The following is an 18049-nucleotide window of genomic DNA, read 5'->3' as shown; positions in this document are numbered from 1 at the left end:
AGCCGATGGGCCAAGCCACGGCGGAAACGGCCGTGGGCGTCATCGTACTCGTCCTGGCGGCGGGCTTTCTGACCTACTCGCTGAGCGTGGGCGGCGTCCACATGAAGGGCGGCGACTACGAGATCAGCGCCAAGTTCGGCGAGGCCGGCTCCCTGGCCCCGGGCGCGGCGGTCAGCGTCGCCGGCGTCAAGGTCGGAACGGTTTCGCAGATCACGCTGGATCCCAACACCTATCTGGCCGTCGCCAAGCTCTCCATCGACCCGACGGTCAAGCTGCCAGCCGACTCCACGGCCAAGATCACCAGCGACGGCATCCTGGGCGGCGCGCACGTCTCGATCGCCCCCGGCGCCTCGCTTGAGGACATAAAGGCCGGCGGCCAGATCGAGAACACGCAAGGCGCGGTCGACCTGTTTGGCCTGATCGGCTCGGTAATCCGTCCGCAAGACGGCGGCGACGCTGCTGCGGCTCCCGCGCCCCCTGCCGCGGCTGCGCGGCGAGCCGAGCGTTACTAGATGACTGCGGCTGGGGCGGCTCGGAAGGTCGCCGCTACTCCGATCCAGATGCTGGGGCGCTCGACCCTGGCGGCCGTCCGCATGGTCGGCGGCGTCGGCGTCTTCGCCGTGCGTGGAACCGCCGCCGCCCTGAGCCCGCCGTGGTTCCTGGGCCAGCTGTGGCGCCAGATCGTGGCGATCGGCTTCTTCTCGCTGCCGGTGGTGGGCCTGACGGCCATCTTCACCGGCGCGGCCCTTGCTTTGAATATCTTCACCGGCGGCGGGCGCTTCAACGCCGAGCAGGTGATGCCGCAGATCGTCGCGCTGGGGATCACGCGGGAACTTGGTCCCGTGCTGGCCGCCCTGATGCTGGCCGGCCGGGCCTCGGCCGCCATCGCCGCCGAAATCGGGGCCATGCGCGCGACCGAGCAGATCGACGCCATGCGCACCCTGTCGACCGATCCCTTCCGCTACCTGGTCGGCCCGCGCCTGATGGCCGGGGTGCTGATGCTGCCGCTGCTGACCGCCGTGGCCGACACCATCGGCGTCGCCGGCGGCTGGCTGGTCGCCACCCGCGTGCTGGACTTTAGCTCGGCCGTCTACATCCGCAACACCATCGATTTTCTGCAGGGCTGGGACATCCTGTCGGGCCTGATCAAGGCGGCGGTGTTCGGCTTCATCGTGGCGCTGATGGGCTGCTATCACGGCTACAACGCCAAGGGGGGCGCGCGCGGCGTCGGCCGGGCGACGACCCACGCGGTGGTCTCCTCGGCCATCCTGATCTTCGCCTCGGACTACCTCCTGACAACCCTCTTCACCCAAATCGCCCCATGACCGAAGCGATCCCGAAACTCGCCTGGAAAGGCGTCACCAAGCGCTTCGAGGGCCACACGGTCCTGGACGGCCTGGACCTGTCGGTCGCGCCGGGCAAGTCGCTGGTGATCATCGGCGGCTCGGGCCAGGGCAAGTCGGTGACCATCAAGACCGCCCTGGGCCTGATGCGTCCCGAAGCCGGCAAGATCGAGCTGGACGGCAACAACGTCGTCGGCCTGTGGGAAGGCGCGCGCCGCAATCTGTTCTCACGCATCGGCGTGCTGTTCCAGGGCGCGGCCCTGTTCGACAGCCTGACCGTCTGGGAGAATGTCGCCTTCCGCCTGATCAACGCCGACCGTGTGCCTCGCAAGGAGGCCAAGGAGCGCGCCATCGAGGCCCTGGAACTGGTGCGCCTGGCCCCGGCCGTCGCCGACCGCTTCCCGTCCGAGCTGTCGGGCGGCATGCAGAAGCGCGCGGGCCTCGCCCGCGCCGTCGTCGCCCAGCCGGAGATCCTGTTCTTCGACGAGCCGACCACGGGCCTTGATCCCATCACGGCGGCGGCGATCAACGAGCTGATCTCCGACCTAGTGCGTCGACTGGGCTCGACCGCCGTGTCGATCACCCACGACCTGGCCTCGGCCCAGACGATCGGCGACGAGATCGCTATGCTCCACGAGGGACGGGTCCGCTGGCGTGGATCGGCCCAGGATCTTGGCAAGGCCGACGATCCAGGGGTTCGCCGCTTCGTGGACGCTGCCCGTCTTTGCCCTGTCGACCTTCATGCCCGGGAGATCGTTTGATGCTGCGCGCCTTGCTTGGCCTGCCCCCACGACGCTGGGGCCGATCCTTGCTCTGGATGCTGTTTCCCTCGGTCGCCTTGGTCGTGGCCTTGGGTTTTGTCATCGCCGAACTTCTCGGGCGAAATGAAGAGACCGTCGCGCTTCCCGTTTTCGCCCGCCTGAACCCCATGCGTATGGTGATGGAAGCCAGCGAGCGCCTGCCGATGATCCTGATCTTCATCGCCTTGATGATGGTCGCCATCTACACCACCCTCCACGTTGGTCTTCGCCCTCTGCGTCGACTTTCGCTTCTGGCCGCGGACATCGGCCCGGCGACCATCCACGCCCGTTTGCCCGTGGCAAGCGCACCGCGTGAGGTCGCCCCATTGGTTGAGGCGTTCAACGCCACGATTGATCGCCTTGAGGCCGGCTGGCGTGCGCAGCGCGATTTTTCCGCCAACGCCGCGCACGAACTACGAACGCCCTTGGCCATTCTGCGCGCCCAAGTCGAGAGCCTGCTGGAACCGGACGAGCGTCGCGCCGCCAGTGAGGAGTTCGAGCGACTCGGTCGCCTTGTGGCTCAGCTCCTGGCGCTGGGCGAGGCCGAAAGCGGTGTTATGGCCCAGACGCGCTCGTTCGATCTTGTGGCCTTGGCGCGCGATGTAACCATGGACATGGCGGGCTTCGTGCTCTCCGGCGGTCGAATTGTGGGCTTCGACAGCGTGGTCGAGCACCTGATCATCGAGGGCCAACCCGATCTTGTCGAAACCGCGCTTCGCAATCTCCTGGAGAACGCCGTGCGCCACACGCCGATCGGCGTTGAGATCCTGGTGACCATCGACGCCGATGGCCTGGTATGCGTCTCAGACGATGGGCCCGGCGTTCCGCCCGAGGCCAGGGCCCGATTGTTCGAGCGCTTCTGCCGGGGAGACCCGCAAGGCGCAGGCGCGGGTCTTGGCTTGTCGATCGTGCGCCAGATCATGGAGCGACACGGCGGCAGCGTGCGTCTCGTACCCTTCCCGCGTGGCGCTTGCTTCGAGCTCGACTTTCGCCAAAGGATCTGAGGCTCGTCAGTCGTGCAGCGCCACGTCGCCTCTCAGCCGCACGAGCATGTAGCCCAAACCGCGGAGGGCTCGAATGGTGACGTCTGCGCGGAGGTCAGCCATCTTGCGACGCACCCGATGGACATGCATCTGGATGGAGTTGTCGGTGTAGTCCTGATCGAGGCTGTGCAGGCTCTCGCCAAGCTGGGTCTTGGTGACCACCCGCTCGGGATGACGCAGGCACCGCTCCAGCACGATGCTCTCTCCCCTCGACAGGGCCACGCGGGCGTCCCCGACGCTGATTTCATTGGCGCTCTTGTCATAGCTAAGCTCGCCATAGCGCATGATGCCGGCGGCCGTGAGGGCGGGCCGGCGTCCCAAGGCCCGCAAACGTGCGACCAGTTCCTCGATCGCGAAGGGTTTGACCAGATAGTCGTCTGCGCCCTGCTCAAGACCCTGGACACGTTGGTCGACCGAACCCAGGGCCGTCAGCATCAACACCGGAGTGCGCAAGCCTGCGCTCCTGGCCCTGGCCAGGAGATCAAGGCCGCTGCCCTGCCCAAGGAGGATGTCGAGCACCACCGCCTCGTAGGGCGCGCTGCGCCAAGCGTGCCAGCCATCTTCGACGGTTTCGAAGAGGTCGATGGCGAAGCCGGCTTTCACCAGCGACCGCATGGTCGCCTGGCCGAGCCGAACATTGTCCTCGATCAGCAGGGCGCGCATGCAGGTCAGAAACGATAGAAGAGAGCCAGGGCGAATTGGCCCTGATCGGCCGAGCCTTCGCGGGCGACTATGGGGCTGTCGGCGGCGCTGTCAACGAGGCGACGGTAGCTGGTATGCGCCATAACGTTCCAGCGATCGTTTATGCGATAGCCCAGGCTCGCACCGACGGCGACATTCTCGATGCCCTTGTCGGCAAGGTAGGGAGAAAGGCCGCTGGCCAGCGCGCCAGACCTCGAGACGCCGTAGTAGGTCTGCATGTACTTTCGATCGGCCCAGGTACCCGAAAGGCTCGCCCCCGCGGTCCAGCGATCGTTGAGCGGACGATTATAGTCGAGTCCGAATTCGGCCATCACGCCCTCGTGCACCTTGCCGGTGTCGGTGAGAACCTCGCCACCGATTTTAAGCTCGCCACCGGCCAGTTCAAAGCGCTTGCGCACGAAGACACCCGCATTGATGGCGCTGTCGATCTCGCCCAGCCGACGCACAGTCAAGTTCTTGATGTCGTCGTTGCGCCCGCGCTCGAACGCCAGGACCGGCCCCGCCTCAAACCATCCGCCCGGCAGCACGTTGGCCCGAAGCGCACGTCCCTCGAGGCTGACATAGAAGTCCCCCCGCCCGTAGCGAAATCCGACGAAGGGCAAAGGCACGACTTCGTAGTCCTTGGCCCCCTTGTACTCGGGCCGGTAGACACCGACCGCACCGAGCGCCAAGTGCAGGCCATCTTGGTCCTTGTCCTGGGCATGGGCGATGCCGCCACCGGCGATCAGGCTTGCGAAGCAGGCGATGAGGGGGAGGGATTTCATTTCAAGCAAGTCCGACAGCACCGCATCGTCGCGGCGCTCGGGCTATGAGGGGCCAAGCTGTCGCGAACCTTTCAGAACCCGCATCAGCCAAGCCTCGTATCAGAGTAGGGCGACCAGCCGAGGTCTATCCTCACATGACCTCTACAGGCTGGTCGCAGGTCCCTCGCCAAAGCGGGTCGTAGAACGCCGCGGGTTTTTCCGGGCGACGTCGGAGCATCTTGATCTGGAAGCCGGCAAGACACCTGACCGTTCCGGTTCATCGCTCCTGCGGCGGATAGCCAGCAGCGCTGGTCGGCGGCGCTTCTTGGGCGGACAGAAGCGCACCTGTGTCAGGATCGTAGGAGAAAACCTCTTCGATCAGGCCGGTCCTCACGACCAGGCGGCCGTGCTCCAAGTCATCCCTCACCTGAATCTCGACAGGCTCGGCGTCGTCGCAAGCCACCACCGCGCCAGACTGGAAACCGGCCGCTACGGGGCGGATAAGGCAGGATGGACCCTCGACGGCGGCAATGCTCAGCCAGCCTTCCGACGTGATCCGCAGGCTGTAGACCCCGCGCCCAAGTCGGTCGATGGTGGTGAAGGTCTCGCCTCTCCCGAATCTCGCGCCCGGCGCCTTCAGGCCCTGGAAGCCAACCGCGTTGTGGGTCAGCAGGCCGGTCCGGTCCAGGTAGTAGTGGCCGATCTGGGTGCCCGCCGCGTCCGGCCAGCGCATGTGCATGTGGATGTGGGCAGGCGCGTCAGTGTGACCGTGCGGATAGTTGGTGTCGAAGCCCATGATCATGATCACGCCCAGGCCTTCGCGCTTGACCTTGGCGCCCAGGCCCAGGCGGCGAACGACCTCACGCTGGGCGAAGGTCAGGTTGTCGGCCGCGCGACGTTCCAGGAAGTCGGCGGAGGCGTTGGCATATTCGCCGGCCCGACGTGCGCGGTCGTCGTGCTCGAAGCGCAGCACCATGCCGGGCTCGACGACGAAGGTATGGACGTCGCCGGCATCGACGGTGTCGCCGACGAGGGGCGGCAGATGCACGATCAGGCGCTCGCCCTTCTGGGTGAAGGCGACGTCGCCGGTTTGGACCACGACGCGGCGGACCTTCCCGGTGGGCGCCTTGAACGTCAGGTCCAGGGTGCGCCGCCGGGGAACCTTCAGGTCGACGAGGGTCTCTCGGGCGTTGTCGCGGGCGTATCCGGGGTCTTGGACGCTGACGCAGGCGGGGCAGCTGGCCGGATCGAAGATCGCGGCGGGGCCAGATGAGGCCGTGGCCTTCACGAACTTCAGAACGACGCGCGCGTCGTCGCCCGCCGCCCTGGCGGCGGGGCAGAGGGCGGTCGATGAGAGTGCGAGGGCGCAGGCGAACGCGCGCGCGGCGGATAGGGTCTTTCCGGCCATGACGATTTCCAGATCGAAGTGTGAGCAATACGCGCCGCCGCCCGGGGGCGGCGACGCTGGAGCTGGCTAGAAGCGGGGCTTCCAGGACAGGCCGACCCAGACGGTCGCACCGACCGGGAAGTAGTTGTTGACCAGCGACCTGTTCGGTCCCTGGCGCACCACGAACGGCGCCTTGGTCACATTCTGCACCTGGACGATGGCGTCCAGGCTGTCGGAGACTTGGTAGCGGAGCTGCAGGTCCAGCTGCTGGCGCGGCTCCTGGTAGAGGTCACGCTCGGGGGTGTCCTGATCGGCCGACTGCAGGGCGCGGCCGATGCGGTTGTACGACACCCGGGCCTCGAACGGCCCGCGACCATAGAAGGCCGTCAGGTTGACGATATAGTCCGGCTGCTGGATCAGGCCGCTGGTCTCGCGCATGGCGGGGCCGCCATTGGCGATGCTGGCCGCGCTGGTGGGCAGCTTGAAGGATCCGTCCAGCCAAGTGGCGTTGGCGTTGACGCCCAGACCACGCAGGGCGTCGGGCAGGAAGTCGAAATGATCCTGCGCGTAGCCGATCTCCAGCCCCTTGACCTGACCGCCCGCGGCGTTGAGCGCGGTCCGTTGCACCACATTGGCGTAGTTGACGCCCAGATAGGTCGTCGCCGGGCCGGCTTGGCTGGCGGTGAAGATCTCGTTCTTCAGCGTCTTGCGGAAGCCGGCGACCGAAAACAGGCCGCCGCCCGGCAGGTACCACTCGTAGGAAAGGTCGTAGTTGACCGCCTCGCGCGGCTTCAGGTCGGGATTGCCGGTGTTGATCGTCAGGACGCCGTCCGTGCCGATGCCGTAGGTCGTGCGCGCGGCGTACTGGCTGTAGTCGGGACGGCCGATGGTCTTGCTGACCGCGCCGGTCAGGCGCATCGCGTCGGTCAGGGTGAAGGTGGCCAGGATCGACGGCAGGGTGAAGCCGTAGTCGCTCTCTCGCCGCAGCGGCGTGTAGGTCGTCGATCCCGCGGTGGTCGGAACCTGGTAGGTGTCGACGGTCAGGTCGGTGGTGTCGCGGCGCAGGCCCGCCAGGATGAACAATCGGTCCGTGCGGTACTGGCCCTGCAGGTAGACGCCGGTGGTCTCTTCCAGATCGCTGAAGTCGTCGGCGAAGTTGTTGGCGCGCTGGTCGGTCGCCAGGAACAGCGACGGGTTGGCGGCGACATAGGCCGAGACGCGATCGGGATTGACCACCAGATAGGGAACTTGCGGCATCTCGCGACTGGCGTAGCGTCCCGGATAGATGAAGTTGGCCAGCCCGCCGATCTGGGCCTGGGCGGCGGCGTTGGCCGAGGTCAGTTCCGAATAGCGCTGGTCGAAGCTCAGGTCGGTGCGGGTGAGGTTGATCCCCGCCCGCGCGCCGAAGCCACGGTCGTCCGGTGTGGCGCGATAGGCCAGCTCGGCCTTGCCGAACAGGACATCGGTGTCGGAATCCCTTCGCACGTCGCGCACATAGAGCAGTTGGTAGGCGTTCGGGTCCGCCCCCAAGGTGGCGTTGTTGTGCACGCCCCGCGGCCGGCCATCGGCCATGACATAGCTGTAGCCGAAGCTCGGTATCCGGGTGGTCGTCACTCGCCCGGGCAGGACGTTGGCCGCCCACTTCTGGAAGATGCGATGCTCTCTGTAGGTGGCGTTGGACGACGATCCGACCAGGTGCAGCACAAGATCCGAGGTGAGGTCGAAGTCGCCTTTCAGCGTGAAGAGCCTGGTCTTGCGCTCCTGAGGCTGCAGCACGATGCCCTGCTGCAGTTCACCCGTCTCGAAGCTGCCCGAGGTCGCCGTCAGCCTGCTGAGCGCGCCGCCGGGGATCGTGAGCATCTCGGCCCGCAGTTCGCGGTCCTTGTCGTTGTAGAGGCCGGCGAAGGCCGAGACCGTGGCGCGGTCGCTGATGCGGTACTCCAGCTTGCCGTTGATGCTGGCGCGGGTGCGTTTGTTGTCGAACCGGAAGTCCTGCATGCGGATCGGCACGATGGCCCCGGTCGCCGACAGGCTCCGGAACGGCGTCTGGGCGCCGGATGCGGTGTAGTAGGTATAGCCCGTGCCGGCGGTGTCGCCGGGCAGCTCGCTATAGGCCGAGGACGAAAGGTTCTGGTACTCGGCCGAGACGACCAGGCCAAACTGGTCATCGGCCCCGAAGACGGTCGATCCGGTCGCGTCGATGCGGAACGAAGGCTTGCGCTTGGCCACGAAGTCGCCGGCGGTCGAGTTCGAGCCCACCGAGGCGTTCATCGCCAGGAAGCGGTTCGAGCGCTGGCCGAAGGCGCTGCGCGAAACCAGGTTGAGCTGGCCGCCGAGCGCGTGCGGGTCGTAGGCGGCGGTCACCGTCTTGATCGCCTCGATGCGCGAAACCAGCGACGAGGGCAGCTGTTCGAGCCGCGCGCCGCGCACGGTGAACTCGCTGCTGGCCAGCGGCGCGCCGTCGACGGTGATCAGGTTGTAGCGCGGGTCCAGACCCCGGATCGTCACGCGCTGGTAGATGTCACGGTTCTTGGTGGCGTCCAGGCCGCCGACGGTGGAGAGGCCGACGATGCGGCGCGCCGATTCCACGACGTTCAGGTCGGGCAGGCGGCCGATGTCGTCCTGGCTGATCGAGTCGATTACGACCTCCGACTTGCGCTTGGCCGTGATCGCGGCGCGTTCCGACGCGCGAAAGCCCGTGACGACGATCGCTTCCAGCGCATCGCCGCTGGTCGCAGGCTCCGCGGCTGCCTGACGCGCCAGGACGGGCGTGGCGACCATCGCGGCGAGCATCGCACTGGTCGCGAGCAACAGGTGGCGGACGGTGGAACAAGACATCGAATTTCCCCAAACGGCCGGTGATCCGGCTTCGAGGATTTATATATATCATTATGTATGATATTACTTTGACATCATGAAATTGGGGCTTGTCTCTGTATGGCCAACAGCGGACATCAGAGGCTCCAAGTGTTCCTGGAAGCCTGCGTCATGCCGTCCAACCGCGCCGATCCCGCGCCCGCCGTCCAGCGCTATAAGGCGGTCCGCACCGAGACCGTCACGGCGCGAGAGCGCCAGTTGCTGACGGCGATCCGCAATGCGGGCGACATTTCCCGCTCGGAGCTGATCAAGACCACGGGTCTGACCGGGGTGGCCGTGTTTCGCGGCACGGAGGACCTGGCCGCGCGGGGCCTGATCACCATCGGCGCGACGGTATCGCAAGGACGCGGGCAGCCCAGCGCGACCGTCAGCCTCAATCCCCGAGCGATGGTGTCCGTCGGCCTGTCGATCATGACCGACTACGCCGAAGCGGTGATCCTGGATTTCACGGGGCGCGTGCTGCACGTCCGCGACCTGACGATCGTCGGTATGCCGCGCGCCGCGATCCTGGATAGTCTGGACAACTTCCTCGACCAGAGCCTGGAGGCCGCCCGCCTGCGCCGGGACGCTGTTCTCGGGGTCGGGGTTGCGATCGCCGGCTTCTTCATCGGCCACGGCGCCAAGGTCAATCCGGCCCACGAACTGGACGACTGGGCGCTGATCGATCTCCAGGCCTTGCTGGAAGATCGGCTCGGCCTGCCGGTCATGGTCGAGAACATCGCCAAAGCGGCGGCGGTCGGCGAGAGCCTGCTCGGTGTCGGGCGTCGGGTCGGCAGTTTCGGGTACTTGAATTTCGCCGGTGGCATGGGTTCGGGCCTGGTGATCGACGGCGAACTGGCGCGTGGCTGGCAGGGCAACGCCGGAGAGATCGGCGGCCTGATGGAGGCGCTGGGGCTGCCCCATCCCAAACTGGACACTCTGCGCGAGACCTTGCGCCTGCATGGAGTTGAAACCACCGGCATTACCGACCTCGTCACACGCTATGACGACGACTGGCCGGGCGTCCAAGCCTGGATCGAGGCTTTCACACCGTCCTTCAACGCCATTGCGGCGGCTTTCCGCTATGTCGCCGACTGCGAGATGATCGTCATCGGCGGCCGGGCGCCGCCGGCCCTGGCGCAGCGGATCGCCGCGACGATCCGCTGGCCCGAAGCGACCTTGCCGGTGCGGCGGGACGCGCCATTGCCCGCGCCCAGGGTCGTCGTTGCGGAGGCTCCGTCGGAGTCGACGGCCATCGGCGCGGCGACCCTGCCGCTGCGGGCCGGCTATTTCCTTTAGGGGTCAACCCAGACCGGCGCTCCGGGACGGCGTCAGCGCGCGTTCACCCTGGCCAACAACCACGGTCAGCAGGCCGATGACCAGGGCGCCGGCTATGGGCGCGCTGGCCATGGTCGCAAAGAGCGGCCCCATCGCCATGATCTGGTCGCGATAGTCGACCTCGGCGAGGACACGGCCCATCCCGATGGCGGCGACGGCGAGGCCGAGCTTGGAGCAGCAGGTATAGAGGCCAAAGGCCGCCGTTCCCCGAATCCGCGCGGTGGGCGAAGCGGCCCGTCCAGCCAGCAGCGACCACAGCGTCATCGCCACGCCGCCGGAGCCGATACCGTACAGCGCGCAGGCGGCCGCCGCCCAAGCGAGACTATCAGGCGTCAGGAAGAACAACAGCCCCGCGCCCGTCACCACGATCGCCAGAGCAGCCCGCAACATTTCGGTCAGGCCCATGCGTTGGGCCAGGCGCGCCCAGACGAATTGGCTTAGCAGCGAACCCAGCGTCGCTGCGGACATCATGAGGCTGGCGGCGGCGACCTGGCGGATCGCGAAGGCGGCGATGTACGGCTCTAGACGACCGAACATCGAAGCAGACACCGCCAACGTGAAGGCGATCGCCAGGAGCGCGGCCAGAGACGGGACGGGCTTGAGACGCGACGACGGTCGATCCTTCCGCCATTGCCCGCCGCGCACCTTGATGTCTGGCCGCCGGCGCACGAACGCTCGCAGGCCGACGGCCGTGATGATCGCCAGCAGACCCATGACCACGCAAAGAAGCGCGAAGCGATGGGACTGGGCGAGGGCGGACTGTCCGACCATCATCGGTGCGAAGGCCAAGGCCAGCGACAGTTTAGCGCCGCCGCCCGCCACGTAGCGCGCCGAAGCCAGACGCGCGCGACCGCCGTCGTCTTGCGTCGCGAAGGTCATCAAGGCGTTCTGCGGGTTATCGTAGAAGGGATAGGCCAGCCGGAAGGCCACCAGGCTGGCGAGGGCGAAACCGAGCCGCAGACCGGCCGGCATCTGCCCGGTCATCGCGAACACCACCAGCATCAGCGCGCTGATCCAGGCGCCCGTCAGTTGAAGGCGCGCAGCGCCGGTGCTGTCGCGCACAAGGCGCCGCAGCGACCATCCGACGGCGAGGTCCATCAGTGCATTCAGTCCCAGGGAAAGGCCCAGAATCACGCCCGTATAGGCGGGCGCCAGGCCCGCAGCCTCGGTCAGGAAGAAAGCGAAAAGGAACTCGCTGGCGTGCCAGATCAGGCTTTTGGCGCCATGGGCCGCACCATAGATGAGTTGGAAAGCGTTGTGGGGGGCGACCCTGAAACGCGGGATCATCGACTTGTCCTGAACGCGCTCCAAGGACACATAAGGACCGTTCGTGACACTTCTCCGATGAGCTCGCCGTCGCACTCACTCCTCGACACCGGCGGTTTGAAATTTGCCGGGAACAGCGGCGCCCCCGTACCATCGGCGTCATTGAAGGGCGGCGCCGATGTCGCGCCGGCTTGTCCATGGCGTGTCGCCAGATGGCCGAGTTTCGACGCCATCCGCTCTATGCCTGGGCGCTCATCCTAGCATCGACTTCGCGCGCGGGCAGGGCGAGCGGCTGGCCTCGATCGGTGACTGAGCGGCCAGGCGTCGCCGCGATCCGCGCGGCGAGTACTTGGCCTGTCGGACTTTCCGGCCCGGCCATGCAGTGATCGCCGCCATGAATCGCGCCTTGCAAGATCGTCAGCGCGGCCTCGCGCGGCCTTCTGCCGAAGTCCGGGGGTAGTCGGGGCGATGCTGTTTCTGCTTGGCCCCGACGCCGATACGGGCGGCAAGGGCAAAGAACCTCGCACGGCGCCTTGAAACGCCACTGGCCATGGTCGCCGAGCAGATCGAGAGACTTAGAGCCTTCCACAAGGCCATCGCGCTGCGCGCGATGACTTTCCTTGTTTTCCTTTCCCCTGAAAGGAGGGTGGGCGGCGCGCCCTTCTAGGCCCGCCTTGGTCGGCGGCAAGCCGGCCGGAGGCCGGCTCCTCCACTTCGTTTCGGCCCTTTGGGTGCCGCCGCCCGCCAGCGGGCCTCTTCGGCCGCTCCTCGCCGCCCACCCCCCTTTCCGGCGAAAGGATGCGGGGTTTGGGGCGGGGAAGGAGCCCGCTCATGCGCCCCACCGGTCAACGCTCCAAGAGCAGGCGCCAGACGCTCGCCGCAAAAGCCGCGCCCTCCTCGGCCATCGCCTCATCCACCCGGCGAACCGAAGCCAGTCTCTATGACGAGGTCACCGCCAAGATCATCGACCAGTTGGAGGCTGGACGCCTGCCCTGGGTCCAGCCGTGGGGGCGTGACGGCGGCGCGGCCCTCAGTCTGCCGCGCAACGGCGTCACCGGGCGGCGCTATTCGGGGGTCAATATCCTGCTTCTGTGGGGCGCGGTCATCGAGCACGGCTATCCCTCGCAGGGGTGGCTGACCTTCCGCCAAGCCCTCGCGGCCGGGGGCTGCGTGCGGCGGGGCGAGCGCGGAACCACCGTCGTCTATGCCGACCGCTTCACGCCCAAGGCCGAACAGGAACGCGCCGCGCGCGAGGGCGACGAGCCCGGCAAGGTCGCCTTCCTCAAGCGCTTCACCGTCTTCAATCTTGCCCAGTGCGAGGGCCTGGAGCGCGTCGATCCCGAGCCCGCGCCGCTGCCCGAGCGCCAAGCCGTCCCCCATGCCGAGGCGCTGATCGCCGCCACCGGCGCGGATTTCCGCGTCGGCGGGCCGCGCGCCTTCTATGACCCTTTGTTCGACTATGTGCAGGTCCCGCCGCAGCCGGCCTTCGCCGACCAGATCAACTACTACCGCACCGCCTTCCACGAACTGTCCCACTGGACGGGCCACGGCTCGCGCCTGGACCGCGACCAGTCGGGCCATCGCGGCGGCAAGGCCTATGCGCGCGAGGAACTGGTCGCCGAAATGGGCGCGGCCTTCGTTTGCGCCAGCCTGGGCATCGTCCCGACCGTGCGCCATGCCGACTATATCGGCTCGTGGCTGGAGGTCCTGCGCGAGGACAACCGCGCGATCTTCCGCGCCGCCTCGCAAGCCTCCAAGGCCGCCGACCTGCTGCTGACCTTCCAGACCTCGCCGCCGCCCGAGCCCGGCGCGGACGTCCTGGCCGCGCGGCATGCCGCCGCTGAGCAGCCGACGAGCATGGCCGCCTGATCTCGCCCTTCCGCGCGCCGGGGCCATGGCCCCGGCGCCGGTCGAACGCGCCAAGCCCGGCGCATCCCCGACCCCGTCCGCCGCCTGGACAGCATCACCGACGGGGTCGGTTCCACCCCTGAAAGACAGGAGCGACCCTGATGAAACTCGCTTTCGCCGACCCCCGCAACATGACCATCTCGCGGCTCAACATGCACCATGGCCAGCCCGAGCCCGACACCGCCGACATCGGCCCGTCGATCCGCCAGCGCGGCGTTCTCTTGACCCTGCTGGTGCTGGAGACGGTCAAGGACGGCGCGGTGGTGCCCGGCCATTTCGAGATCGTGGCCGGCGCCCGGCGCTGGTATGCGGCCATGGCCGCCATCGCCGCCGGGATCGATATCGATCCGCTGCCCATCGCCATCCTGGCGCCGGGCGACGACGCCGCCGCCATCGAGGCCTCGCTGATCGAGAACCTCGGACGTCTGCCGCCCGACGAGGTCTCGTGCTGGGAGACCTTCGCCAAGCTGATCAAGGCCGGGCGCAGCCCCGAGCAGATCGCCGCCACCTTCCACATGACCGACGCGGTGGTCAGGCGCACCCTGGCGCTGGGCAACCTCTTGCCGCGCGTCCGGGGCCTCTATCGGCGCGAGGCCATCGACGTGGCCACGGTCCGCTCGCTGACGCTGGCGACCAAGGGCCAGCAGAAGGAGTGGCTGGCCATGCTCGACGATCCCGAGCGTCGCGCCCCGACCGGCGCGCAGCTCAAGACCTGGCTGTTTGGCGGCGCCTCCATCCCGGCCAAGCACGCCTTGTTCAGCCTCGACGACTACCCCGGTCAGATCATCGCCGACCTGTTCGGCGAGGACAGCTATTTCACCGATCCCAACCTCTTCTGGACCTGCCAGAACCAGGCCATCGCCGCCAAGCGCGAGGCCCTTCTGGCGCAGGGCTGGGGCGCGGTGGAGGTGCTGGAGACCGGCCAGCCCTTCTATTCGTGGAAGCATGAGCAGGTCTCCAAGGCCAAGGGCGGCAAGGTCTTCCTGGAGGTCAGTTCGCGCGGCGAGGTGAGCGTCCATGAGGGCTTCCTGACCGCCAAGGAGGCCCGGCGCGCCCACGCCGCCGCCGCCAAGGCGGCGCGCGGCGAGGAAGGCGAGGCCGCGCCGACCAGCGACCGGGCCGAGGTCACCAGCGCCCAGCAGAGCTATATCGACCTGCACCGGCACGCCGCCGTGCGCGCGGTGCTGACCGATCATCCGGGCGTGGCCTTGCGCCTGCTCATCGCCCACGCGCTGGCGGGCTCGCCCCTGTGGCGCGTCGAACCCGATCCCCGCCGCGCGGGCGCCGAAGCGGTGTCGGCCAGCCTGGAGGCGGCTCCGGCCGAGGCGGCCTTTCGGGCCAAGCGGGCGGCGGCCGCCGCGCTGCTGGGCCTGGAGGCGAGCGGCGATCTGGCCGGACAGCGACGCGAAGGCGGGGCGGCGGCGATCTTCGCCAAGCTCCTGTCCCTGTCCGACGCCGACGTCCTGGCGATCGCCGCCGTGGTCATCGGCGAAACCCTGGCCGCCGGGAGCGCGGAGGTCGAGGCGGCGGGGCTTTTCCTGAAGGTCGACATGGGCGCGTTCTGGAGCCCCGATCAGGCGTTCTTCGACCTGATCCGCGACCGCGAGGCCGTCAACGCCATGCTCAAGGAGGTCGGCGGCAAGAAGGTCGCGGACGGCAATGTCAGCGAGAAGGTCAAGACCCAGAAGGCCATTCTGCGCGACTTCCTGGAGGGGACGGGCGACCGGCCGAAGGTCGCCAAATGGACCCCCAAATGGCTGACCTTCCCGGCCCAGGCCTATACCCGCCGGGCGTTCGCCACGGCCCGGAAGAGCAAGGCGGTCGCGCCCCTTCTGCGTCGGGTGCGCGCCCTTGGCGAGCCTGTCGTCGCCCCCGGCGTGGCCCTGGCGGCCGACCCGAACCTGGCCATCGTCGCGGCCGAATGAAGGGCGGGGCGGGTCATGGCCCGCCCCGATCCGCAAGCCTTTCGCCTTGTCCCCCGCGTCTTCGGACGCGGGGGTTTTTTGTGCGGGGCAGGGCAGGGCGGGCGGCGGCCCCCGCGCCTGGCGGCGCGAGGGCGGGGCCGGTCAGTCCTCGCAGGTCCCAGATCAGGGCGAAGACGTCGTCGTCGTCCTGGTCGGCGGTTTGGCCCAGTTTGGCCTTGTAGGCGCGGGCCGATGTCGGGGCGGATCAGGCTTGGGCCGACATGTTGCTGGCCGGAGATCTGGCCGATGTCGAGCCATCCCGCGCCGATCTCGACCCCCGAAAGCCACGACCCGGAAAAGACCGGGCTAGCTGGGCGAGGCCTCGTCGCGGGCGGGCGATCTCGATGTCGCCGGCCGCCGCCGAGCGTGACGGCGCCGGCCCTTGAAGGCGCTGGGTTTCCGTGCGGGCGACGTGGCCGAGGGGGCGGCCTGAACGGGGGTCCTCGTCGTGATCCGTCGAGGACGAACCCCAGACGATGGCTTGAACCCTATGGGCGCTCCGTCCGGCCTTGAACCGTCGCGTCGAACTTTTTTCCCCGCCGCGCCGAAGGCGGCGCGGCTCCTCGCGCCCGCTTCGCTTCAAAAAAGCCCGCCGCTCGGGTCCTGCGCTGCGCTGCGGCCCTCGGGCCCGAGGCCCTTCGGGTCAAGGCCGGCCGCAGCGCCCATGACGGGGCGCCTGTCGCCGGGGATCGGCCCCGACGAACCAAGACAAGGACCCCCGCCATGACCGCCACCCTCGGCCACGTCACCCGCACGGAAACCGGCGCCTTCAAGGGCCAGCTCCGCACCCTCAATGTCCGCGCCGACATCGAGATCCTGCCCATCCGCGACAAGGCCTCGCCCAGCTATCCCGACTTCCGGGTGGTGGCTTCCGGGGTCGAGATCGGCGCGGGATGGCTCAACATCGGCCAGACCTCCGGCCAGCAATATGTCGGCCTGAACCTGGCTCACCCCGACATCGGCCCGCGCGCTTACAAGGTCAAACTGGGCCGCGCCGCCGGCCAGGACGACGACGACGTCTTCGCCCTGATCTGGAACCCCGAGGACTGACCGGTCCCGCCCCCGCGCCGCCAGGCGCGGGGGCCACCACCCGCAACATGGTCCGGGAAGGCGAAGGGGGGAACGTTTTTCGCGGGGGCGTTTGCGTACGTTCCGGCCGCTCGACACGCGCGGTTTTCTCGCCCGAGCGCGGCCAAATCCACGGTTCTCCGCCGCCGCGCGCCCACCAGAAGGGAGCACGGCGATGATGGACGAAGACGACGCGATCAACCGGGCCGCCCGCGCGCGCAAGGGCAGTCCGTTCCTCAACACCGCCCAGGCGGCCCACTATATCGGGCTGGCCGAGCGTACGCTGGAGACCATGCGTGGCCAGGGCCTGGGGCCGGCCTTCCGGCGCCACGGGCGGTTCATCCGTTACCACATCGACGACCTGGACGCCTGGTCGCGGCGTAACGGCTCGCCCCGCGAGGCCGGCCGCGAGGACCGTCATGTCTAGCCGCCTGCTCACCCCGCGCGGCCAGATCCTGGTCGCCGTGACGGCGGGGGCGATGGTCGCCCTGGCCGCGCCGCTGATGTTCGATCCGGCCCCGCGTCTCGTCTGGAACGCCAGCGCCAGCACCCCTGTGGGCCTGTGGCGGATCCGGCCCGGCGCGCCGGTCGAGGTCGGCGATCACGTGCTGGCCGAGCCGCCCCCCGCCGCGCGTAGTCTGGCCGCCCAGCGCGGTTATCTCCCGGCCAACGTCCCGATGATCAAGGCGGTGGGCGCGGTCTCCGGCGACAAGGTCTGCGCGCGCGGAGCCTGGATCGAGGTCAACGACAAACCCGTCGCGCTGCGCCGCCCCGCCGACCGGCGCGGGCGCAGACTGCCCTGGTGGAGGGGGTGCGAGCGGCTGTCGGACGGTGATGTCCTGCTGCTCAATCCCACGACGGAATCGTTCGACGGGCGCTATTTCGGACCGCTTTCGAAAGGCGCGATCATCGGCCGGGCGACCCCGCTGTGGCTGCCCTGATCGTCGTGGCCGTGATGGTCGCCGCGCCGGCGGCCACGCCCCCGCGCATCGAGCGATGGCGTCCGCAGATCGCCGAGGCGGCCCGGCGTTTCGACGTTCCCCAGGCCTGGATCGTGGCGGTGATGGCCGCCGAAAGCGGTGGGCGAACCCACCTCGGCGGCGTTCCGATCACCTCGCGCGCGGGCGCCATGGGCCTCATGCAACTGATGCCCGGGACCTATCGCGACCTGGCCAAGGCCCATGGCCTGGGTCCCGATCCCCACGATCCGCGCGACAACATCCTGGCGGGCGCGGCCTATCTTTCGGCCATGCGCGCGCGCTTCGGCTATCCGGGCCTTTTCGCCGCCTATAACGCCGGACCCGCCCGCTACGCGGCCCACCTGGAGACCGGCCAGCCCCTCCCGGCCGAGACCCGCCGCTACATCGAAACCCTGGCCCAGACCCCCGGCGAGGCGGCCTTGCCGCCCGCCGTGCTGTCGGGGGCGCGCCTGTTCTTTCCGCTGCAAGGTCGCCTCGCGCCCGTCGACCCAAGCCTCGCGCCCGCGCCTTCGGCGGGGCTGCTGGTCCCCCGTTCGGCGCAGGGGAGGGAGACGCCGTGATGGCGTTGCGCGGGTGCAGGGAGGGGAGGGGGAGAAAGCGCGGGTAAGGCAAGATGAAGCAACGGCGCCATCCCTGCGGTCTGGTCGCCTC

The 18049-nt window shown here is 68.4% G+C and carries 16 protein-coding genes and 2 pseudogenes; 11 read left to right on the top strand and 7 right to left on the bottom strand.

Annotated elements, in window-relative coordinates; translation table 11 throughout:
• Positions 1 to 5: 5 nt before the first annotated feature.
• The 4 genes from mlaD to DDF62_RS22315 are packed head-to-tail and all read left to right on the top strand — an operon-like array spanning position 6 to position 3147.
• The gene (gene mlaD / locus DDF62_RS22330) at positions 6 to 512 is read left to right on the top strand and encodes an outer membrane lipid asymmetry maintenance protein MlaD (RefSeq protein ID WP_116491221.1); all 507 of its coding nucleotides are present in this window, start codon (positions 6 to 8) and stop codon (positions 510 to 512) included.
• Positions 513 to 1325 carry an MlaE family ABC transporter permease gene (locus tag DDF62_RS22325; protein ID WP_116491149.1) on the top strand — a complete coding sequence of 271 codons (813 nt, stop codon included), beginning with the start codon at positions 513 to 515 and terminating at the stop codon, positions 1323 to 1325.
• Positions 1322 to 2104, top strand: coding sequence for an ABC transporter ATP-binding protein (locus DDF62_RS22320; RefSeq protein ID WP_116491148.1), 783 nt, complete (start codon positions 1322 to 1324; stop codon positions 2102 to 2104). Before DDF62_RS22325 ends, DDF62_RS22320 begins: the two co-directional genes overlap by 4 nt.
• Complete coding sequence (locus DDF62_RS22315) at positions 2104 to 3147, top strand: sensor histidine kinase (RefSeq protein ID WP_116491147.1); 1044 nt, start codon at positions 2104 to 2106, stop codon at positions 3145 to 3147. Before DDF62_RS22320 ends, DDF62_RS22315 begins: the two co-directional genes overlap by 1 nt.
• Before the next feature lie 6 nt (positions 3148 to 3153).
• Here the strand turns inward: DDF62_RS22315 and DDF62_RS26805 are convergent, their stop codons facing one another.
• The 6 genes and pseudogenes from DDF62_RS26805 to DDF62_RS22295 all read right to left on the bottom strand — a co-directional run bounded on the left by DDF62_RS26805 (position 3154) and on the right by DDF62_RS22295 (position 8856).
• Positions 3154 to 3471, bottom strand: a complete 318-nt coding sequence (locus DDF62_RS26805) for a winged helix-turn-helix domain-containing protein (protein WP_425267070.1) — start codon at positions 3469 to 3471, stop codon at positions 3154 to 3156.
• 26 nt (positions 3472 to 3497) lie between these two features.
• Positions 3498 to 3594, bottom strand: a pseudogene (locus DDF62_RS26800) (DNA-binding response regulator); the annotation flags it as partial.
• Positions 3574 to 3801 (bottom strand): annotated as a pseudogene (locus DDF62_RS26795) (response regulator); the annotation flags it as partial. The pseudogenes DDF62_RS26800 and DDF62_RS26795, both read right to left, overlap by 21 nt.
• 53 nt (positions 3802 to 3854) lie before the next feature.
• Entirely contained in the window at positions 3855 to 4673 is an 819-nt protein-coding gene (locus DDF62_RS22305; protein ID WP_133244969.1) for a MipA/OmpV family protein, read from the bottom strand.
• Between the two features lie 235 nt (positions 4674 to 4908).
• Positions 4909 to 6039, bottom strand: a complete 1131-nt coding sequence (locus DDF62_RS22300; RefSeq protein ID WP_116491144.1) for a hypothetical protein — start codon at positions 6037 to 6039, stop codon at positions 4909 to 4911.
• A 66-nt stretch (positions 6040 to 6105) separates the two neighbouring features.
• The gene (locus DDF62_RS22295; protein WP_116491143.1) at positions 6106 to 8856 is read right to left on the bottom strand and encodes a TonB-dependent receptor; all 2751 of its coding nucleotides are present in this window, start codon (positions 8854 to 8856) and stop codon (positions 6106 to 6108) included.
• Positions 8857 to 8985: 129 nt separating this feature from the next.
• Between DDF62_RS22295 and DDF62_RS22290 the strand changes: the two genes are divergently transcribed.
• Entirely contained in the window at positions 8986 to 10173 is a 1188-nt protein-coding gene (locus tag DDF62_RS22290) for an ROK family transcriptional regulator (protein WP_165832338.1), read from the top strand.
• A gap of 3 nt (positions 10174 to 10176) precedes the next feature.
• Here DDF62_RS22290 and DDF62_RS22285 read toward each other — a convergent pair whose 3' ends face one another.
• A complete protein-coding gene (locus DDF62_RS22285) occupies positions 10177 to 11499 on the bottom strand; it encodes an MFS transporter (RefSeq protein WP_133244968.1) in 1323 nt (440 codons plus the stop codon).
• Positions 11500 to 12309: 810 nt separating this feature from the next.
• Between DDF62_RS22285 and DDF62_RS22280 the strand changes: the two genes are divergently transcribed.
• The 6 genes from DDF62_RS22280 (at position 12310) to DDF62_RS22255 (ending at position 17958) form a co-directional block, all read left to right on the top strand.
• A complete protein-coding gene (locus tag DDF62_RS22280) occupies positions 12310 to 13347 on the top strand; it encodes an ArdC family protein (RefSeq protein ID WP_116491140.1) in 1038 nt (345 codons plus the stop codon).
• Positions 13348 to 13487: 140 nt separating this feature from the next.
• Entirely contained in the window at positions 13488 to 15311 is a 1824-nt protein-coding gene (locus DDF62_RS22275) for a ParB/RepB/Spo0J family partition protein (protein WP_116491139.1), read from the top strand.
• A gap of 762 nt (positions 15312 to 16073) precedes the next feature.
• Positions 16074 to 16400, top strand: coding sequence for a DUF736 domain-containing protein (locus DDF62_RS22270; RefSeq protein WP_116491138.1), 327 nt, complete (start codon positions 16074 to 16076; stop codon positions 16398 to 16400).
• A gap of 193 nt (positions 16401 to 16593) precedes the next feature.
• The gene (locus tag DDF62_RS22265; protein ID WP_244286916.1) at positions 16594 to 16845 is read left to right on the top strand and encodes a helix-turn-helix domain-containing protein; all 252 of its coding nucleotides are present in this window, start codon (positions 16594 to 16596) and stop codon (positions 16843 to 16845) included.
• The gene (locus DDF62_RS22260) at positions 16838 to 17359 is read left to right on the top strand and encodes a S26 family signal peptidase (protein ID WP_116491137.1); all 522 of its coding nucleotides are present in this window, start codon (positions 16838 to 16840) and stop codon (positions 17357 to 17359) included. Before DDF62_RS22265 ends, DDF62_RS22260 begins: the two co-directional genes overlap by 8 nt.
• Positions 17347 to 17958, top strand: coding sequence for a lytic transglycosylase domain-containing protein (locus DDF62_RS22255; RefSeq protein WP_244286915.1), 612 nt, complete (start codon positions 17347 to 17349; stop codon positions 17956 to 17958). The genes DDF62_RS22260 and DDF62_RS22255 overlap by 13 nt, the downstream gene beginning before the upstream one ends.
• Positions 17959 to 18049 lie beyond the last annotated feature (91 nt).

Source organism: Caulobacter radicis (genome assembly GCF_003094615.1).
Lineage (GTDB): Bacteria > Pseudomonadota > Alphaproteobacteria > Caulobacterales > Caulobacteraceae > Caulobacter > Caulobacter radicis.
This window is presented reverse-complemented; position numbering and strand designations above follow the sequence as displayed.

Excerpts from the sequence above, each read along its gene's own strand:
- mlaD (WP_116491221.1), top strand. The coding sequence starts at position 6 with ATGGGCCAAGCCACGGCGGAAACGGCCGTGGGCGTCATCGTACTCGTC.
- DDF62_RS22325 (WP_116491149.1), top strand. The coding sequence starts at position 513 with ATGACTGCGGCTGGGGCGGCTCGGAAGGTCGCCGCTACTCCGATCCAG.
- DDF62_RS22320 (WP_116491148.1), top strand. The coding sequence starts at position 1,322 with ATGACCGAAGCGATCCCGAAACTCGCCTGGAAAGGCGTCACCAAGCGC.
- DDF62_RS22315 (WP_116491147.1), top strand. The coding sequence starts at position 2,104 with ATGCTGCGCGCCTTGCTTGGCCTGCCCCCACGACGCTGGGGCCGATCC.
- DDF62_RS26805 (WP_425267070.1), bottom strand. The coding sequence starts at position 3,471 with ATGCGCTATGGCGAGCTTAGCTATGACAAGAGCGCCAATGAAATCAGC.
- DDF62_RS22300 (WP_116491144.1), bottom strand. The coding sequence starts at position 6,039 with ATGGCCGGAAAGACCCTATCCGCCGCGCGCGCGTTCGCCTGCGCCCTC.
- DDF62_RS22295 (WP_116491143.1), bottom strand. The coding sequence starts at position 8,856 with ATGTCTTGTTCCACCGTCCGCCACCTGTTGCTCGCGACCAGTGCGATG.
- DDF62_RS22285 (WP_133244968.1), bottom strand. The coding sequence starts at position 11,499 with ATGATCCCGCGTTTCAGGGTCGCCCCCCACAACGCTTTCCAACTCATC.
- DDF62_RS22280 (WP_116491140.1), top strand. The coding sequence starts at position 12,310 with ATGCGCCCCACCGGTCAACGCTCCAAGAGCAGGCGCCAGACGCTCGCC.
- DDF62_RS22275 (WP_116491139.1), top strand. The coding sequence starts at position 13,488 with ATGAAACTCGCTTTCGCCGACCCCCGCAACATGACCATCTCGCGGCTC.
- DDF62_RS22270 (WP_116491138.1), top strand. The coding sequence starts at position 16,074 with ATGACCGCCACCCTCGGCCACGTCACCCGCACGGAAACCGGCGCCTTC.
- DDF62_RS22265 (WP_244286916.1), top strand. The coding sequence starts at position 16,594 with ATGATGGACGAAGACGACGCGATCAACCGGGCCGCCCGCGCGCGCAAG.
- DDF62_RS22260 (WP_116491137.1), top strand. The coding sequence starts at position 16,838 with ATGTCTAGCCGCCTGCTCACCCCGCGCGGCCAGATCCTGGTCGCCGTG.